Below are 17,373 nucleotides of genomic sequence, written 5' to 3' on the forward strand. Positions count from 1 at the left end.
AATTATTCAGCATCTATTAAGAAGATACGCTTTTGAAATCCTCCGCGTTTTTCTGCTTTTTCCTGTCTTACTTTTTCTATTTCATAGAAATCTACTCCATGAACTTTGGCTAATGCGTACATTAATTCAAGAAGGTCAGCAAGTTCTCCTACTGCATCCTTGTCGTTATCAGCTGCAGCATACTCATCTAGTTCTTCATAACATTTATTCTTAAGTTCTTTTAAGTATTCTTCTTCAGATAGAATTCTAGTGTTAAATGAATTTCCATTTTTTTCAATAATTTCTGGTATACGATCACGTACAAGCTTATTATATGTTGGCAAAGTAATCTCTCCCTTATATCATGTATCTAATGAAATTGTAACAATAAACCTTTACCAAAAAAGTAATACATGCACCTTTTCTATTATTCTTACTGGTATACTAAAATGGAATAACAACTATCCTAAAAAGGAGCAATTTTCTTATGACAATCGCAGCTTATTCTAAATTCAATCAATTTAAGAACTTAATTCAATCTTTACCGTCTTCTTTAGATGATGAACTTGTACAAGGTGATCAGTTTTTATTCGAAGCAAACGGTAATAGAAGTTTAGAAATCTATTATGCACCTTTTGAGTATGTGAACGAACATGCTAAAGTTGTGATTGTTGGAATTACTCCAGGATTACACCAAATGAAAAGGTCTTTTTCAACTGTATTGAGTGCAAAGGACCAAATGCTAACCGATGAAGAAATTCTTCATCAAGTAAAAAACAACTCTAGTTTTGAAGGACCTATGAGAAAAAATCTAGTTCAAATGCTAGATGAGCTTGGCTTACACGAATATTTACGCTTGTCGTCTTCTATGGAGCTCTTTAATGAAGCGAGTCATTTAGTACATACGACCTCTGTAATTACCTATCCCGTGTTTTACAAAGGGAAAAACTACAGTGGTTCAACACCAAACATTTTAAAAAATGATATCTTGAAGCAATACGTTACTGAATGCTTTGCTTCTGAAATGGCTAGTTTAGATAACCCGCTTATCATTCCATTAGGTGTTAACGTCTCGAACGTATTGAACTATTTAGCTGATAATAATCTCCTTAAATCAGCAAGCATTCTCTCTGGATTCCCTCATCCATCTGGAGGAAATGGCCATCGCCATAAACAATTTGCACAGAATAAAGACGCTCTGAAAGAAATGCTTCGCCATCATTTTGAAAAAGAGGCATTATCTAATAAGTAATGCACTGAAAAATCCGCCCTTATTGGAGCGGATTCCTTTTATCTATTTTAATATTTTTGTACTTTCAAAAACCTTAACCCGCTTAAGCCACTCATCAAAATGCACATTAAAAAGCTCATCCTGCTCAATCTGCAAATTATGCCCTGCAGAATCTAATAGAGAGAATGCAGCTCTCGGATATTTGTCTTGTATGTCAAACGCATCCATATACCCTACTACGTTGTCTTGTCTTCCTACTAAAAAGAGGCTAGGCTTTGCAAAAGTCCCTTCATCCACTTTAAAAGAATACCCATACGCATTCTGAACCTTTTCAAGAAATGCTTGATTCGCCGCTTCCATTCCTACCACAAGTTCATCCATCGCTCTGTTCCAGTTGTTTTCATTTAACACCACAAAATTGTTCTCAAAGAACTCCTTCTCTTCTGTGTTAAGTGTTGCTACAAACGCTTCATCTCTATGTATGACCTTGTGGTCTGGCAGTGTTCGTTTTTCTTTTTCAGCTATAATGACCGGGCAAATATACGCTGCGCCTAAAACAAGTTCACCCATTTCCGCGATTACACCCCTTGTCAGATAACCGCCATAAGAATAGCCTACGATCAAGAACGATTGATTTGGTAATATCGTATCAATACATTCAATAACTGCTTGCAACATGTCATCTGTGTTTTCGACTTGATCACAATCCTTAGTTTGACCCATTCCAGGGAGATCAAAATATATTCTTCTGTACCCTTTCCTCTCTTGGAAGATGGGCTCCATACATCCTTTCATGGCACGGTGGTCTAGCGTGAACCCGTGAATGATTACAATTGGTGTTCCTGATCCGATTTCTTCATAATACATGTTTGCTTTATCGACTTTACAATATGGCATGATTCACCACTCCTTTTTCTCTTCATTTCGTTCGGCACAACACTTGAAGAATCCTTCAGATTTCGTTACGTATGCTAAAATAGAGATATTATTTATAGAATAAGGAGCGTTTCTTTTTGAAAAACTATTTGATTCGGTTAGCATTTAGCTTAATGACCATGGTCATCATTTATGGCCTCTTTTATCTATTTGGTCTTCACAACAAAACATTTGCCCCCTTCATTATCTTGCCACTTGGAATTGCTGGTGGTTATGGTGCTTTGTATGTATATAAAATGATCCAAGAAGCAAAGATTAAAGAGAACATGTAGTGTATTTATAAGAGTTGCACGAAAAAAGAGCTGATTTTTTTCAGCTCTTTTCCTATGTTTACTATTTTATTTCCGTTTCTTTTAGTGTGAAATCATTGTCTTCAGCGAATTTATCAAGTTCTGTTTCGCTTTTCTTACTTTGATTCTCAGCTTCTTTGAATTTTGTTTGAGATTCCTGATCGAGTGCTGTATCTTGTTTTTCAAATGCAGTTACACCTAGTTTCATTCCTTCTGCATTGGCCTGAAACGATTTAACGAAGTGATCGTGAGACTTCTTCAAGTCTTTCAGCTTATCAAAGTTCACGCTCTCTGCTTCTTTTACTAACGCATCATACTTCTCTAGGCTCTTCTCTAACTGCTCTTTAGCGTTCGGGTCTTCCATCATCTTAACAAAAGCAACGTCTGCTTCTTTAAGTAGGTCCTTCTCTTTTTTAATCTGCTCGTTGCGCTCATCTAAATACGCGTTAAAGTCATCTTCCCCAACAACAAAACAATTCTCTTCATCTCTTCACCTCATGGAACATTTTCGTGTATAGTTCTTGATACCCTATCACCATGAGAATGAACCAAAGTTTTACATTTTTATAATTAATATACAGTTGTAGATTGGTACTCTATGATTGCCTCCTCTAGAAATTCCAGTACTTGTTGATTAACAGGATACAACCCCAACGATTGTGAGGCGTTCTCCGACTTACGCGCATTCCAAAATTTCTCCTCTAACTCTGTATCTCCATTAAACATTTCATGTGATAGAAGCAAGACGTCAGACGCGATTAACAGTCCTTCTTCTGATGACGGTTCTACTTCGTTCTTGATACAGATCTCAATTCTTTTGATGATGTTTATCCACTTTGCAGCATTCGCGTCTTCCATCTTAGGCAACGTTTTCTGCAGAACTTCTTGCTCTTCATCAGAAAACAGGTCGTCCCACGTTTTTTCTTGTCTTGTAGTTTCATATTTTCGTTGGCTTTAATGAAAGCAAGAAGCTCTTCCCAATTCAATTCACCTTGGAGTTCCAACACATGCAATAGGGTGTTTGTTTTTTCAACCGCTGCTTGTACGGAAGAAAGCTTTTCTTGAAGTTCTTTTCTTTGTGCAGCTAGAATCTCTTTCATCGTTATGTTATGAATCATCTTTTTAATTTCGCTAAGCGGTAATGAGATGGATTTCAACAATGTAATCTTTTGAAGGGTATGTACGTCGTCACTCGAATAAAATCGTGCACCGCTCTCGCTCTTCACACTTGGAGTCAGCAGGCCGATCTGATCGTAATACCTCATCGTCCGAAGAGAAAGGTTGTATTGTTTGGCAACGTCACCGATTGAAAGTAAAGTCATTTAGAATAAATCTCCTTTTTTCTCTTGCAGGTAACGTTACGTCACCCTCTACAATTAACATATTATAACAACTGGAGGAACAATGATATGAACGTTATAACAGAAAAAAGATGGACGTGGAAAGAACTCATACTCTTACTAGGATTGTGTTTAGTCTGTGTGCCGATCTTACTTGAAAATGTGCTGTATGATCAGTTGCTGAAGTGGTTTGACAACTCATTATACGCAGGAACGTTAACAGGATTCTGTATGGCGATTGTATTTACTGTGGGAGTTTATATCGTTGCCTTAAAAGGAAATAACTTAGGGTGGGAAGCAGTAGGTGTAAGACCCATCACGCTGCAGTCGTGGAAAACCATCGCAATCTGGACGGTTCTGCTCATCATCATAAGTGTCGTAATTGTCGTTGTGATGGATTTGCTCTCTATCGGATCAAGCAACAGCAAGACCGATAGTCTGAAGGCAGATCTCACACCCTTTACTTTTATGATTGGATTTTTGTCAGCGAGCGTCGTGTCACCGATTTATGAAGAGATCTTCTATCGCGGATTTCTTTATACGTGGTTTAGAAGATATGGTGTTCGGAATGCGATGATCCTGAGTTCGTTTATTTTCATGATCGTGCACATTCCGACCTATAACACACTGCCCGTTAACTTTGCGTCTGGCCTCGTCTTTTGCTGGGTGTATGAGAAAACAGGTTCAATTATACCCAGCATCATCATTCACGGAATTGTGAACGGCATCGGCATTTCGTTGTCTGTACTGAGTTAACTTAATAAGTCCCATCAAAAAAAGCGAAGATCCCCTAAGATCTTCGCTTTCTTCATGTATGGATTCTATTATTTCGGATTCAACGACGTAAGTTCGAATTCTGGTTTGCGTTTTTCTTGATCGACTAGTGTCTGTTCTTTTAGCACGAATCGTGGTACTGGCAAATCTAAAGGCTTTGTTGTTAGCTGTTCATGGTTTGTCATTGTAAGCATAACTCATCCCTCCTTACCAGGTTTTGTTCTATCTTTACCCCGGATATTATCTTAAGAAACCTTTTTCAACAAAAATAGTGCGGTAGTCCTCATTATTTGTCTAAAACATGACTATAGGAGTAGAATACATACTATGAAAACTGTAAGGCTATTGCCTACAGATGTGAAAGGATGAAGAAATCTTGAAATTTGGAGTTATCGGAACAAACTGGATTACAGAAAGCTTTATTAACGCAGCTCGTGAAGTCGAAAGTTTTACATTATCTGCGGTCTACTCCCGTACAGAAGAAACAGCAAAGGAGTTTGCGGATAAAAATGGTGCTGAACATACGTTTACAGATGTAGAGGAGATGGCGGCAAGCTCGGTCATTGATGCCGTGTACATCGCAAGCCCGAACTCGTTTCATGCCGAGCAAGCAATCACGCTCATGAAGCATGGTAAGCATGTAATCTGTGAGAAACCGATCGCGTCGAACGCTGCTGAAGTTGAAAAAATGATCGCCGTCGCAAAAGAAAACAACGTGTTATTGATGGAAGCGATGCGTTCAACGGTGACGCCGAACTTTAAGAGCATTCAGGAAAACTTACATAAGATCGGAACAGTCCGCCGTTATTTTGCGAACTCGTGTCAGTACTCTTCCCGCTATGATAAGTATAAGGAAGGAACCGTGCTGAACGCGTTCAGACCAGAATTCTCAAACGGATCACTAATGGATATCGGCATCTATTGTTTGTACCCGATGGTCGTTCTTTTTGGAGAGCCTAATGACGTGAAAGCCAATGCGTTCTTGCTTGAGTCTGGTGTCGATGGTGAAGGCAGCATCCTCTTAAACTACGGTGACAAAGAGGCGGTTGTGATGTACTCCAAGATCTCGAACTCGTACGTACCGTCTGAAATTCAAGGCGAGAACGGTAGCATCCTGATCGACCACATTCAGGACATGACGAAAATAGAAATTCGTTATAAAGACGGAACAACAGAAGACATTACGGTGACACAAGACAAGCCGAAGATGTATTACGAAGCGAAAGAATTTATCGAGTTAATCGAGCGTGGCGAGCTGGAGTCGAAAGTGAACTCACATAGCAATTCCCTCGCTGTGATGAAAATTATGGATGAGGCTAGAAAGCAGATTGGACTTGTTTATCCAGCTGATCAAAAATAACTTGTCTAAGGGGACTTCTTAGAGAGTAACAGGTTGTCTTATGGAGCAGAAAATGGTAATTTGCAAGCCTTTTAGTGTGAATTAGCATGATTATTGGATATGTAAATAACATCAAAACCGACCAGATTTTCGTCTGGTCGGTTTTCTTATGCCATTATTCAATTAAAACTTTTTACTCACCTTTATCAAAGATAGGAAAACGAAAACATCCTCTTTTAAAAGATTTATATGAGCATAATCTAAACAGGATCTTTGTTTCTTCAATAGTAGTAAGTTTAATGTTAGTAAAATTTAACCTATACCATAGGTCCGGCAGGGTATGCTTAAGAAGGGGCGTGATTCTGAATTTGAAAATGACGAAGGAGGCTGTCAATCACTTATCGACAGCCTCCTCTTCATTCTCGAAGAGTATTATAAGAAACGTTCGACCCTTCTCAATTCAATTCTGACACGATATCATCTAATGTTTTCCCATTAAATTCTTTTATGGCTACAGGAGGATTTACAACATCCGGATTCTGCACTAGGTAGTTGTTGACGATATACTGCAGGTCGGTCTTGTCTACGGTGCCATCGTAATTAATATCTGCCGCGCGGTGGTCAGTTCCATAATGCTTCTGGACCTCTATGGCATCCATCAAGTCGATGACATTATCCTGAGTGACATCCCCCGCTTGGATTTCCGCGTAGAAGATATAGGTCATTCGTCCAGTCGGCTCACCGTTGAATTCGTCTTTTAAGTGGCTAACGGTTGCATGACGCGTAAAGTGACCAGGGATGGTAATCTTGATATCATATTCTTCATCCGTAACCGGTAGTTCTTTAAAGGTGTATCTTGCCCCTCGATTGATGCTTCCATCACGAACATTCCCCGATTGATTCAATAAGCTTACCTTTGCTCCAACTGAAGACATATCCAGGCCAGGTCGGAACCAAACGCCATTGGTGAATCCTTCCGGTAAAAAACCGCCTTCAAGTTGGGAATGAGTTGGAAGAATGTTGATTCCCTTGCCAAACGATTGAATGATGGTGGTTTCCCCATTTGAAGAAGTCACTTCAGTTTTCGTCAATTCAATCGGATAGATCCATTTTTTATACGTATCCGGTGTTTGCTTCACGTTCACTTTAATGTCCAGCAGGTTCATCCCGTTTGGTATCTCTTCATTCAGTTCTCCGTTTACCGTCAAGGTCACCGGGATCGTCGTTCTCGTTCCCGACACAACGGAATCCTTTGCTTTTATCAAAATCTCTACTCCCTGCTCATCTGCAAATGCCCGAAGTTCTTCGCTGATGGTTACGTCCATTCCTTCGTAGACCGTATTGTCGTAACGGACATCAAATCTCCCCCATGAATGGAAGCGTGATGGGAGGAAAGGTGCAAGGCAACAGATTCCCCGTATTTTACATCGCTCTTGGAAGAAGTCAATTTCGCATATGGCGTCCCTTTCTTAATCAGGTTATACGTATGATCCGGATGATCCTGCATTCCATTCACGGCCTGGTCATAATGATGCAGGGTGAATTTCCCTGTCTCTTTTCCTTTAGGCAGGTGCAATAAAGCTTCAAAGTTTCCTTCCCCATCAACATTCACAGGATTCATGCTGTACGGAGTGGAAGACAGCACACTGACTGTGTTCGTGGACTGATCAAAGTTTTCCCCATATTCTTTCATCTTGTCGATCTGGTCATTATAGATGTTCCCTTTTACCACAAGACCCTCATCCGTTACTTCGTACACTCCGCCCTTTTGTTTGGTATCCACTTCCGGCAGCGTATTTTCAATAAACAGTTTGTCTGATTTTCTGTATGTCTTGCCATTGGAATCCGTCCCGATGACTTCAACTTCATAATTGCCTGGAGGAGCTAATGTTTTTGAATAGGCTACCGGATTTTCGGCATTTCCTGTAAACGGATAGTACAAGCCCACGAAACCATATTCAATTCCATAGAGATAGTCTTCCGGTAAATAAAACGGGAACGATTCGATCACCCCAAGCCCCTCTCCAGTATCTGCATCCTTAAGTACGATATCCACCTTTTCCATTCCATTATTCAGTGAGAATGTAATCGGTGAGTACCCAGAATAACCATGATTTAGATCGCGTCGAGTCGTGAAAGAAGTAAAGTAGGCGGTCACTTCTTTGATTCCTGTTTCCAACAGGCGAAATCCTACTGGAAGCTGATATACCTCATCTGGGTTCTCGCGATTTGTGAACGTCACCATTCCTTCATAGAATCCCGGCTTAGCCGTTTTCGGAATGTTCAAGATCACATTCTGATCCTTGTCTTTTCCGGCGTTCACATTTACAGCTTTAGGAAACGACAGGCTGACACCATTTTCTTTCATACTTTGGTTGCCCTCGATCCCATTCTCTTCAAACGAGATGGCAAACTTTTTCTGCTCATCACTATTATTATGAAGAGTCACCGATAGACGTTCGGATAGATCCTCCCCTGTTTTACTTATCCCTCCAAAGCTCAGGTCACCGCTATGCTCGACGATTTGGTCTACCAAATGACTTGTATGATCGTGCGTTTCATCCTCATGGGATTCCTCGGAATGAGGTGCTGCCGTCAGGATATCATGCTCCACTTCGATTTCCACATCGGCATGCATGGCTTCATAGACATCGATTCGCCCGGCACCCCGTTCAAATACACTTGTGTCCCCTTTTACTTCGTCCGCTGTATTCATCAGGGCGGTTTTTACATCTTCCGGCTTCAAGTCAGGATTTTCCTGAAGAAGTAAAGCGGCTGCTCCTGCTACGTGTGGCGCTGCCATCGATGTTCCTGACGCCCGTTTGTATGCGACATCATAATTGCCGATATACTCGCTTCCCTGCATGTAGCTTGGGACAGAGGAATAAACACCGACACCTGGTGCAACGATTTCCGGTTTGATGTCATGAGTGATTCTCGTCGGTCCCCGGGAACTGAATCCAGCCAGATGGTCCCCTTCAGATTGAAACTCTTCGAAATGGTTGAAGGAGAACGTGCTGTCCTCTTTTATAGATTCCAAAATGGCATGTCCATCTTCATATGTGAGAGAGAATCCTGGAATGAATTTCACTTCTTCCCCAAAATAATACGGGATATGCCCTTCATCCGGGTTGTTATTGAAAATAAGCGCTGCCTTGGCTCCATGTTGTTTGGCAATATAAATCTTTTCATTTACTCCGTTGGTTCCCCTCGAGATCAAGACCACTTTGCCCTCTACATCTTTGCCTTCGTAATCAGCATCTCGTCCTACTCCTACATAAGTAATGGAACTTTTTGTGCCCAGAAGTCCATCCAGGGAGCCAAAATCTGTTCCGAGTAAACGAATATCGTTCAGTTCCATGCTTTCTGTACCATTTATAAGAGCTCCACCTGCTTTGGAGGCTGTAACAGAATAATCACTTGCCCCCACTGTGATTCCAAGGCTGGCTGTACCAGGAGCGCCGAGCGTATACTGGTCATCCCCGGAATTTCCTGCGGCCACAATAGCAACTGTTCCTAACAGCATGGCATTGTCGATGGCTATCGAAGCGGGATCCAAAGGACTGATTGAGGAACCGCCAAGGGATAAATTGATGACGTCCATGCTATCTTCTACCGCCTTCTCAATTCCAGCCATAATTGTCGACATCGGCCCACTTCCGTAAGGACCTAAGACTTTATACGCATAAAGATCCGCATCGGGAGCCACTCCTTTGACCCCATTCCCCTCCTGATTCCCGGCACGACCAGCAATTGTTCCCGCTACGTGGGTGCCATGGGAGGTGTAATACGTTGATCCACCCAGTGGATGGTACTCCATTAAACCGGAACCCAGCCACTCTTCATATGTGGTTTCCATCGGATCATCATCATTGTTTACCAGATCATATCCACCTTTGTAGGCTTCTTTTAAATCAGGATGATGGTAATCGATCCCCGTGTCCAGTACCCCGACTTTGATTCCTTTACCGGTATAGCCTTCAGCGTGTGCTGCCGGTGCAGATATCTGTGACAGGCTATCCATTGCAGGTGACGAATCCTTCGTTTCCTCACTAAATGGAACGGGATCTACCTTTATCTCCGCGTCTACATAAACCGCTTTGACTTCATCGTATTTTAGTAGCTCCTTCACTTCACTTGCCGGCAGTTTCATCGCGACCCCGTTAAAGGCTTGACGGTATTCTTTCCCTATTTGAATCGGTGACTTTCCTTTAGCTTTCGCCTGCTTCTTCTTCACCTTTTCCTTAAATTGTTGATGAACTTTTTGTACCTTCTCTTTGGCAGCTTGAAGAGAAACCTTCTCCCCTTTAAGCTCCATCTTCTTCACTTCCACCTCTGCAGGATCTTGTGAATACTGAACGATGATTGCAATTTCTTCATCGGAATGTACATTGATCTCCGGAGATACGAATTTCTTCCCTGCTTGGTTCTGCCCCTCGTGAATCCGTTCGCGATCCTCCTGAGTAGCATGTTGTAAATACTGTTCCAACTTGTTCTCTGACGATGTCCCTTTGGCAATCGCCGGAGAAATGCCCGATAGCAGTAAACTGGTTACGAGGAAGCCCGTTGTGACTACATTGAATGGTTTCAATTTCATCTTCCCTTTCTCGATTAGTAGATTGACAGGTTTTGTGTCGGAGCGTAACTCTCTTTGGCTCTCCAAATAAAATCTTCTACCTACATTCATTCCATATAAAAGAAGATCAGTCCCATTGAAGGTATGTATGATGTCGAATGATAAAAAAGTAGTGGGCCTTCGCGATGATGTTGATAGATAGGTAGAAGAAAGATAAGAAGCAAGAAGAGATTGGACGCAAACTAATGATGTTAGTTGAATTTTACAGTGGTTTGACACATGGAACAATTGGGTTTTTTATTCCGTTCTACTTCCCTATGGAAATACGGTTAAGAATAACCTCTCTCCACATTTGCCGGTGAGAAGAGATTTCTCTTAGTCCAATAGTCATTTTAAATTGGGGTTAATACAAAGAACGCCAGACCTCTCTTGATAAGTGGTTCTTGCGTTCTTCATTGGAATGAAGTTCATTTGATTAATAGTATAAAAAAAGTCTGAAAAAAAATTCTAACGGGTTATCTTTGGAGTACAAAAAGTTAATAAACATAGAGAATAACATATGAATTAGCAACAGAAAAAGCACTGCAAATTGATATGCTCCCCTAAAGGTAGACAGATTAAAAAATAAAAATCTGTTTACTTTAAGGGAGTATTTATTATGTCAAAAAGGGCACATTCCCTCCAAGATAAAATTAAGATCATAGAGGCATTGAATAACAGGAGCCATACCCTTTCGGAACTAGCATTTATATATCAAGTGTGCAGAGATACAATTTATAATTGGGTATATAGATATGAAAAACACGGAGTGGAAGGATTAAATGAAACCTCTACCTGGAAGAAGTATTCTAAGGAACTTAAGCTGGCGGCAGTCCAGGACTATCTTAGCAGTGACCACTCCTACAATGAGGTTACCAGGAAGTATGAAATTTCTAGTACATCCCTCCTTCGCAAGTGGATTAAAAAGTATAATAGTCATAGAGAATTAAACGATACTTCCAGAGGAAGGACAACTACTATGACTAAAGGAAGAAACACTACCCTGAATGAACGGAAAGAGATCGTATTTTATTGCCTTGAGAACGAAAAAGATTATCAGAAGGCAGCTGAGACCTTCAAGGTCTCTTACCAACAAGTATACCAATGGGTTAAAAAGTATGATAATGGCGGTGAAGAAGCCCTTATAGATAAGCGAGGGAGGAAGAAGGAAGAAGTTGAACTCTCTGCAGAGCAGAAGATGAAATTAGAGATGCAAAAGATTGAGAGAGAAAACGAACGTTTACGTGCAGAAAACGCATTCCTAAAAAAGTTAGAAGAAATCGAAAGGAGGCGCAGATAAGTCAAATACGCCTTGAGGAGAAATATATTGCCATTCAGGAACTTCATCATAAGGAGTTCCCTGTTATCTTACTTTGTAAAATTGCGGGAATAGCTAGGTCCGCGGATTATAAATGGCTGAAACGAACACCCACCGTGCGTCAACTCCAGAATGAGGAGCTTATAAAAGAAATAAAGTCACTTCATCAGGAGGTTAAAGGAATTTATGGCTACCGGCGGATCACGATGACTTTAAACCGCAGGTTAGGAAAGAATTTCAATCTTAAACGAATTTATAGGCTGATGAAAATTGTTGGCATTCAAAGTGTCATAAGGAAAAAGAAGAAACGTTACAAACAATCCACCCCTCAACACGTCGCAGAAAATGTGTTGAACCGTGAATTTCAAGCTAAAAAGCCAAATGAGAAGTGGGTTACGGATGTCACTGAATTTAAGTATGGAGTGGCCAAGAAGGCTTATTTAAGTGCAATTCGAGACTTATATGATGGATCGATTGTCAGCTACGTTTTGGGTCATTCAAACAACAATAAACTAGTGTTTGAAACACTGGATCTGGCTACAGCCCTTTTGGATGGAGCTCGACCACTCATCCATAGCGACCGAGGATTCCAGTTCACTCATTTAGGTTTTAAACGAAGAATAGATAAAGCACAGATGACTCAAAGTATGTCCCGAGTCGGAAGATGTATTGACAATGGTCCAATGGAATCCCTTTGGGGAACATTGAAAAGCGAAAAATATTATCTGGATAAGTATGAAACGTTTGATGAACTTTCTGAGGCCATTGATGAGTACATATATTTTTAAATCATAAGAGATATCAAAAACGATTAAACGGCCTTAGCCCCTTGGAATACAGGACTAACGCCGCTTAAGGTGTTTTTATTATTTCAACTGTCTACTTGACGGGGTGCAGTTCAAATCGCAGTGCTTTTAACTTTTTAAATTGAATTATATTAGACGGATCCTTATTCTGCAATCGTACCCGATCGTTGAACAAGAGATCTCACCACACTACATACTAGTTATTTTCTTAACCCAATCTTGTATCCACTTCTCTGGATTGCCCTTTTATAATAAATATAAATTTCACTAAAATTATCCTGTTATATAAAAGCGTTATGTTATCGTTTTACACAGCCTCAAGATGGTTTATAAAATTTTTTCCATTTCATATTGTTCAATGTGTACGCTAAGACCTATGTCTTTCAGAAATTGTAGGGATTTTTTATCTTGTTTGTCGACATTATTAATAGAAATTACTGCATGTTGCATACCGATCCACTGAAACAAAGAATAGCCAAAACCTTGGTTCCTTTTTTCTTTAAGAATACCAAACTGAAGAACACTACCCTGTTTTGAATTCATTACGGCATACCCATAAATAGCATCTTGTTTTCCTATCGTGATTACATCATATAAATGTGAATTGCGTAATATAGCTTGAACAGATTGTTCCCAAGAGGGGGTAAAATTCCAAAAAGAAGGTGCCATATTCCAATCAAATTCATTTGGACTAACCGTGTTTATACATACATCCTTATGAACAGAGAGGGGTTTTAGATCAATTTCACCTTTAAAACAAGAAAGTTCTCGCTTTATTTTAAACCCTAAATTACTATAAGCTTTAATAGCTTTTTCATTCGTTTGAATAACTTCTAATAAGGATTTTTGAACATTCTGTTCTTTAAGAATAGGTATAGCATGATTGTAGATTTCTGCTACAAGGCGATTCCCTCTAAATTCGGGAATAACTCCTGTACAAATGTCAAAAGCGGTTTTCTTTCCATTGTCTTCTCCAACTCCATGCATAATAAAGGCTACTTGTTTATCTTCGTTAAATGCTCCAAATGATAGTTTGTATTGTATTCCTGCCCCTGTAAATCTTTCATTTAAATAATCCGGAGATACTTTAAACGGAATTGTATAATCAGAAAAAGCGTCATTAAAACAAGTTGTAAACTCATGTAAATTAATGTTCTCGAGACTTTTAATAATCAATGTAAACACCTCTTAATATCTTTTCAGCCCAATGCAATTACTTTTAGTTTATTAGCACAATAATAACTCATCTTATATGTGATTTTCTTCTTATATCTAACCACACTAGTCATATAACTCTCAATCCTATAGTGGTAAAACCATACTCCTCTAAAAGGCTAATGTAGCTTATTTTCTCATCACTTCCTTGATTCAACGTACCTTTTAAGTTATATCATTAGTAAATTGAAAACAAACATTAGAATTAGTATTTTCTATTTTGTTCTTATTGATTTAAAAATAAGTAATATTCAAAAATCCAGTGTCACTTTTCCACAATCTGACCCTTAAAAAAGGCACATTTCGTGTTTCCTTTTTTATATATTTACACGATTATATTCTCTTACAAGATCTCTCACCTCTTCTAATTGGACAATTCTAAAGTTGCATTCAACATCCGTTTCTTCAATATCTTCAATAAAAAAGTGCAGACCTCCTTCTTAGAGAAATGCACCCGATTGTGGAATAATCAATGATTGCTTCATAAACATAAAAATCATATCTGATAGGAATTCTTATTGTTTGCTATACCTTTCTTTACTGAGACCACATTTGACTATTAAAGCACCTTAGGTAAAGAGTGTGCTCCAACAATATAAAACATGCCGTTTTTCTTTATAGACATATTGACAGGCATTAATTTATATCGTAAATTATACATATAATAACTATGCATAGATTTACTATGTATATGGAGGTGAACTGTTTATGAAGATAAGCAAAGAATTGCTTAAGGGTAGTACCACTACTCTTATTTTGAGTTTGCTTAATTCTAAACCAATGTACGGCTATGAAATTATCAAAGAACTGGAATCAAAGTCTAATGGGATTTTTAGTTTTAAGGAAGGCACGATCTATCCCATCCTTCACACCCTTGAGGAGAAAGAACTAATTGTATCTTACTGGAGCGAAGGGACTGGAAAGAGAAAGAGGAAATATTACAAGATTAATGATCAGGGCAAAGAATTTATTCAGGAGAAAAAAGAAGAATGGTCCGTTTTCAAGAATGCTGTTGACGATGTTTTAAGTGGGGAGAAAATCGTATGGGATTAGAAGAAAAGTTTGAAATTTATATTAGTGATCTGTGTAAGCGGATAAAAAATAAGGATGTTCACGCCCATATAAAATTGGAAATCTACGATCACCTTCATACGCTCAAAGAGGAGGCTATGAACACAGGACTTTCAGAAGAAGAGGCGATTGAACAAGCATTGGCACGTATGGGAGATGCAGGAGTTTTGGGGAAGCAGCTTAACAAAACACATAAAGCCCCTATAGATATGAAAACCTTGCTGTCCGTGCTGACGGCTTCTCTATTTGGGCTGCTGGTTATGTATTATTTGCAATTTCATTCGGCTTTTACAGAGCTTCAAGAAATGAAAGTTTTCAATAAAAGTCTTGTCTTCTACTTGTTGGGTGTCGTGCTCATGCTAAGTCTATTTATATTTGATTACAGAAGATTGCTGAAGTATTCTAAGCACCTATATGCGGCAACAATCCTCATACTTTTATTAACCGTTCTCATTGGTGTTAGAGTCGATGATGTGCCATTTTTAAATGTAGGCTTTGCCAGTATTAATTTCACCGAAATCACACCATTCCTTTTGGTCATTGCCATTGCAGGAATCTTTCATTCCTGGGACTGGCATAATAAACAAAAGTCTTGGTTTGGAGTAGCTCTTATGTTAATACCTATTTTCATATTGGCGACTACAGGAGCCTTTGCAGCTACTATTATTAGTATCATTGTCTCTGTTGCAATCATGCATACGTCAAGGTCCAGCCTGAAGCAAACGATAACATTCGCAGTTGCTGCTTCAATATGGCCTATCTGGAATCTGCTGGCTCTTTCTCAGAGATATTCCATGGTAAGCCCCTATACCGATCATAAAATAGGTGAGGCTTATTTTATAGGAAGTACCCTTCAGGTGACCCCAAGTTTCATTTCTGAGGTCCATACTGATCTTATATTGGCGTACATCATTTATTCGTTCGGGTGGCTAGCCGCAATCATGGCCTTAGCATTGGTTATATTTTTTATTTGCAGAATATCGATTACCGCCAAAAATGTGAATCACCCTTATGGAAAATTACTTATTACAGGATTGGCAGCAGTCTTTTCAGCTCAGTTTATACTAAGCCTACTGACGAATCTCGGTTTATCTCCACTGACTGGCGTATCCGTACCATTCATGAGTTATGGAGGTTCACATTTATTGCTGGAGATGATATCCGCAGGACTGATTCTCAGCGTATATAGAAGACGAAAAACCAAGGAGACAGTTTCCTTGACTCACGGTCCGCAAAGTAATTAGAAGCAATCCATAATGGATTCAATGCTGCAAGAAGCCATTACTAAAAATCTCAGACTATTTGCCAGTTTGAGATTTTTTAATGGACTACTTTACTAGTGATAAAAAAGTGCCAAATCCTTTATACTCAAACCGTTCTTACAATTACCTTCTTCAACGAACCTGCTACATCTTTTAATAAATTCATTAAAAATTGCGTTATCGTTGCAATTTCGTTCATCTATCCCCTCTATTTACTAAGCTCCTTCTACAAAAAGCAATTATGAAAAATAAGGTCAATAACTTTTTAATTCAATAAGAAAGTTCACTTCTTCTTGCATGAATGCACCCGATTGTTTAATAGTGGTTAAAAATGCTTTTAATTAAGCGGAACATCACTCTTGGAATAAAAGTTAAGACGTTCCATAGCAACTCAAATAATAATTCACTTCTAGTTTCCCTGAATATATCTCTAATAGATCTCCTGTATCTGCCTTTGCTCATTTTCATACTTTCTCCTACTACATATGTCATTTTCTTACCTTTATCCACTCGTACTTATTCCAAAATCCTGCTACGTTTGTTCAATAAATTCAATAAAAAAGTGCAGGTCTCCTTTTTGAAGAAATGCACCCGATTGCGGAATATATGAAGATTTATTTTTTATCAGCCTCAATAATAAAACTTGTATAGGGCTCGTCATCAATAGAAACGTTAAATTTCCATAATCCTTCTTTATCCAAGAAAAATTTGGCACCACTTTTGTTATTCTCAATGTCCCATTCATAAAGCTGAATAGCTTCTTTAGAGTCTTTATGAATGGCTGATAATTTATATTTTTTCCCATTGATTTCTTTTGATTTATCAAAGAAGTAAACATCGTATCGTCTACCTTGACCAACAGGAAACTCAGGTTCATTTGCTTCTCCGTTAACCTTAATTATTCCAAATTTCCCTTTGGTTCCATACAGTGTAAGATTTTCTTGCGTAAAACTTTCAGAGGCATTCCAAGTGGTTGATTTTTCTCTTTCACTACATCCAGATAGAAAAATACCGAAAAGAACAATTAGTATGCTTAGTAACTTTAGTTTAATCAAATTCGCCCCCAATTCAGATTATTTATAAAAGGTTTGTTCTTTAATAGTCTATGTTCATCCTTATTCCACAATCCTGCTACGTTTGTTGAATAAGAGTGTATTATTTATCCTTTTTATATATTCGAATTAGTGTCTTCTAATC

16 protein-coding genes and 1 pseudogene are annotated in these 17,373 nt (G+C 39.0%); 7 read left to right on the forward strand and 10 right to left on the reverse strand.

What is annotated here, in order from left to right:
* Positions 1 to 2 precede the first annotated feature (2 nt).
* Positions 3 to 323 (reverse strand): pyrophosphohydrolase domain-containing protein, encoded by a 321-nt coding sequence (locus tag ACEWFH_RS16665; RefSeq protein ID WP_473724890.1) that lies wholly within the window; start codon positions 321 to 323, stop codon positions 3 to 5.
* A 143-nt stretch (positions 324 to 466) separates the two neighbouring features.
* Here ACEWFH_RS16665 and ACEWFH_RS16670 point away from each other — a divergent pair, with 143 nt between their 5' ends.
* Positions 467 to 1,231 carry a hypothetical protein gene (locus ACEWFH_RS16670; protein WP_473724891.1) on the forward strand — a complete coding sequence of 255 codons (765 nt, stop codon included), beginning with the start codon at positions 467 to 469 and terminating at the stop codon, positions 1,229 to 1,231.
* Between the two features lie 42 nt (positions 1,232 to 1,273).
* On the opposite strand, the gene ACEWFH_RS16675 is transcribed toward ACEWFH_RS16670, so the two are convergent.
* On the reverse strand, positions 1,274 to 2,107 hold the full coding sequence (locus ACEWFH_RS16675) for an alpha/beta fold hydrolase (protein ID WP_473724892.1): 834 nt from the start codon (positions 2,105 to 2,107) through the stop codon (positions 1,274 to 1,276).
* A gap of 116 nt (positions 2,108 to 2,223) precedes the next feature.
* On the opposite strand from ACEWFH_RS16675, the gene ACEWFH_RS16680 reads away from it, so the two are divergent.
* Positions 2,224 to 2,418 (forward strand): hypothetical protein, encoded by a 195-nt coding sequence (locus ACEWFH_RS16680; RefSeq protein ID WP_473724893.1) that lies wholly within the window; start codon positions 2,224 to 2,226, stop codon positions 2,416 to 2,418.
* 61 nt (positions 2,419 to 2,479) lie between these two features.
* Here ACEWFH_RS16680 and ACEWFH_RS16685 read toward each other — a convergent pair whose 3' ends face one another.
* From ACEWFH_RS16685 to ACEWFH_RS16695, 3 genes are all read right to left on the reverse strand, one after another.
* The gene (locus ACEWFH_RS16685) at positions 2,480 to 2,803 is read right to left on the reverse strand and encodes a hypothetical protein (protein ID WP_473724894.1); all 324 of its coding nucleotides are present in this window, start codon (positions 2,801 to 2,803) and stop codon (positions 2,480 to 2,482) included.
* 203 nt (positions 2,804 to 3,006) lie between these two features.
* On the reverse strand, positions 3,007 to 3,294 hold the full coding sequence (locus ACEWFH_RS16690; protein ID WP_473724895.1) for a hypothetical protein: 288 nt from the start codon (positions 3,292 to 3,294) through the stop codon (positions 3,007 to 3,009).
* Positions 3,264 to 3,758 (reverse strand): MerR family transcriptional regulator, encoded by a 495-nt coding sequence (locus ACEWFH_RS16695; protein WP_473724896.1) that lies wholly within the window; start codon positions 3,756 to 3,758, stop codon positions 3,264 to 3,266. Before ACEWFH_RS16695 ends, ACEWFH_RS16690 begins: the two co-directional genes overlap by 31 nt.
* Positions 3,759 to 3,845: 87 nt before the next feature.
* Here ACEWFH_RS16695 and ACEWFH_RS16700 point away from each other — a divergent pair, with 87 nt between their 5' ends.
* A complete protein-coding gene (locus ACEWFH_RS16700; RefSeq protein ID WP_473724897.1) occupies positions 3,846 to 4,532 on the forward strand; it encodes a lysostaphin resistance A-like protein in 687 nt (228 codons plus the stop codon).
* A gap of 68 nt (positions 4,533 to 4,600) precedes the next feature.
* Here ACEWFH_RS16700 and ACEWFH_RS16705 read toward each other — a convergent pair whose 3' ends face one another.
* Positions 4,601 to 4,744: a hypothetical protein gene (locus tag ACEWFH_RS16705; RefSeq protein ID WP_473724898.1), complete on the reverse strand. Its 144-nt coding sequence runs from the start codon at positions 4,742 to 4,744 to the stop codon at positions 4,601 to 4,603.
* A gap of 179 nt (positions 4,745 to 4,923) precedes the next feature.
* On the opposite strand from ACEWFH_RS16705, the gene ACEWFH_RS16710 reads away from it, so the two are divergent.
* Entirely contained in the window at positions 4,924 to 5,910 is a 987-nt protein-coding gene (locus tag ACEWFH_RS16710) for a Gfo/Idh/MocA family protein (RefSeq protein WP_473727331.1), read from the forward strand.
* A 434-nt stretch (positions 5,911 to 6,344) separates the two neighbouring features.
* On the opposite strand, the gene ACEWFH_RS16715 is transcribed toward ACEWFH_RS16710, so the two are convergent.
* Both ACEWFH_RS16715 and ACEWFH_RS16720 read right to left on the reverse strand, forming a co-directional pair.
* Positions 6,345 to 7,214 carry a dockerin type I domain-containing protein gene (locus tag ACEWFH_RS16715; protein WP_473724899.1) on the reverse strand — a complete coding sequence of 290 codons (870 nt, stop codon included), beginning with the start codon at positions 7,212 to 7,214 and terminating at the stop codon, positions 6,345 to 6,347.
* Positions 7,205 to 10,486, reverse strand: coding sequence for a S8 family serine peptidase (locus ACEWFH_RS16720; protein WP_473724900.1), 3,282 nt, complete (start codon positions 10,484 to 10,486; stop codon positions 7,205 to 7,207). The genes ACEWFH_RS16715 and ACEWFH_RS16720 overlap by 10 nt, the downstream gene beginning before the upstream one ends.
* Positions 10,487 to 11,123: 637 nt before the next feature.
* Here ACEWFH_RS16720 and ACEWFH_RS16725 point away from each other — a divergent pair.
* A pseudogene (locus ACEWFH_RS16725) lies at positions 11,124 to 12,678 on the forward strand (IS3 family transposase).
* Positions 12,679 to 12,955: 277 nt separating this feature from the next.
* Here the strand turns inward: ACEWFH_RS16725 and ACEWFH_RS16730 are convergent.
* On the reverse strand, positions 12,956 to 13,804 hold the full coding sequence (locus ACEWFH_RS16730) for a GNAT family N-acetyltransferase (RefSeq protein WP_473724901.1): 849 nt from the start codon (positions 13,802 to 13,804) through the stop codon (positions 12,956 to 12,958).
* 747 nt (positions 13,805 to 14,551) lie between these two features.
* Here ACEWFH_RS16730 and ACEWFH_RS16735 point away from each other — a divergent pair.
* Positions 14,552 to 14,896 carry a PadR family transcriptional regulator gene (locus ACEWFH_RS16735; protein ID WP_473724902.1) on the forward strand — a complete coding sequence of 115 codons (345 nt, stop codon included), beginning with the start codon at positions 14,552 to 14,554 and terminating at the stop codon, positions 14,894 to 14,896.
* On the forward strand, positions 14,887 to 16,158 hold the full coding sequence (locus tag ACEWFH_RS16740) for an FtsW/RodA/SpoVE family cell cycle protein (RefSeq protein ID WP_473724903.1): 1,272 nt from the start codon (positions 14,887 to 14,889) through the stop codon (positions 16,156 to 16,158). The genes ACEWFH_RS16735 and ACEWFH_RS16740 overlap by 10 nt, the downstream gene beginning before the upstream one ends.
* Positions 16,159 to 16,790: 632 nt before the next feature.
* Here ACEWFH_RS16740 and ACEWFH_RS16745 read toward each other — a convergent pair.
* Positions 16,791 to 17,231, reverse strand: a complete 441-nt coding sequence (locus ACEWFH_RS16745; protein ID WP_473724904.1) for a hypothetical protein — start codon at positions 17,229 to 17,231, stop codon at positions 16,791 to 16,793.
* Positions 17,232 to 17,373 lie beyond the last annotated feature (142 nt).

Source organism: Fictibacillus sp. EA-CB0309 (assembly GCF_055814265.1).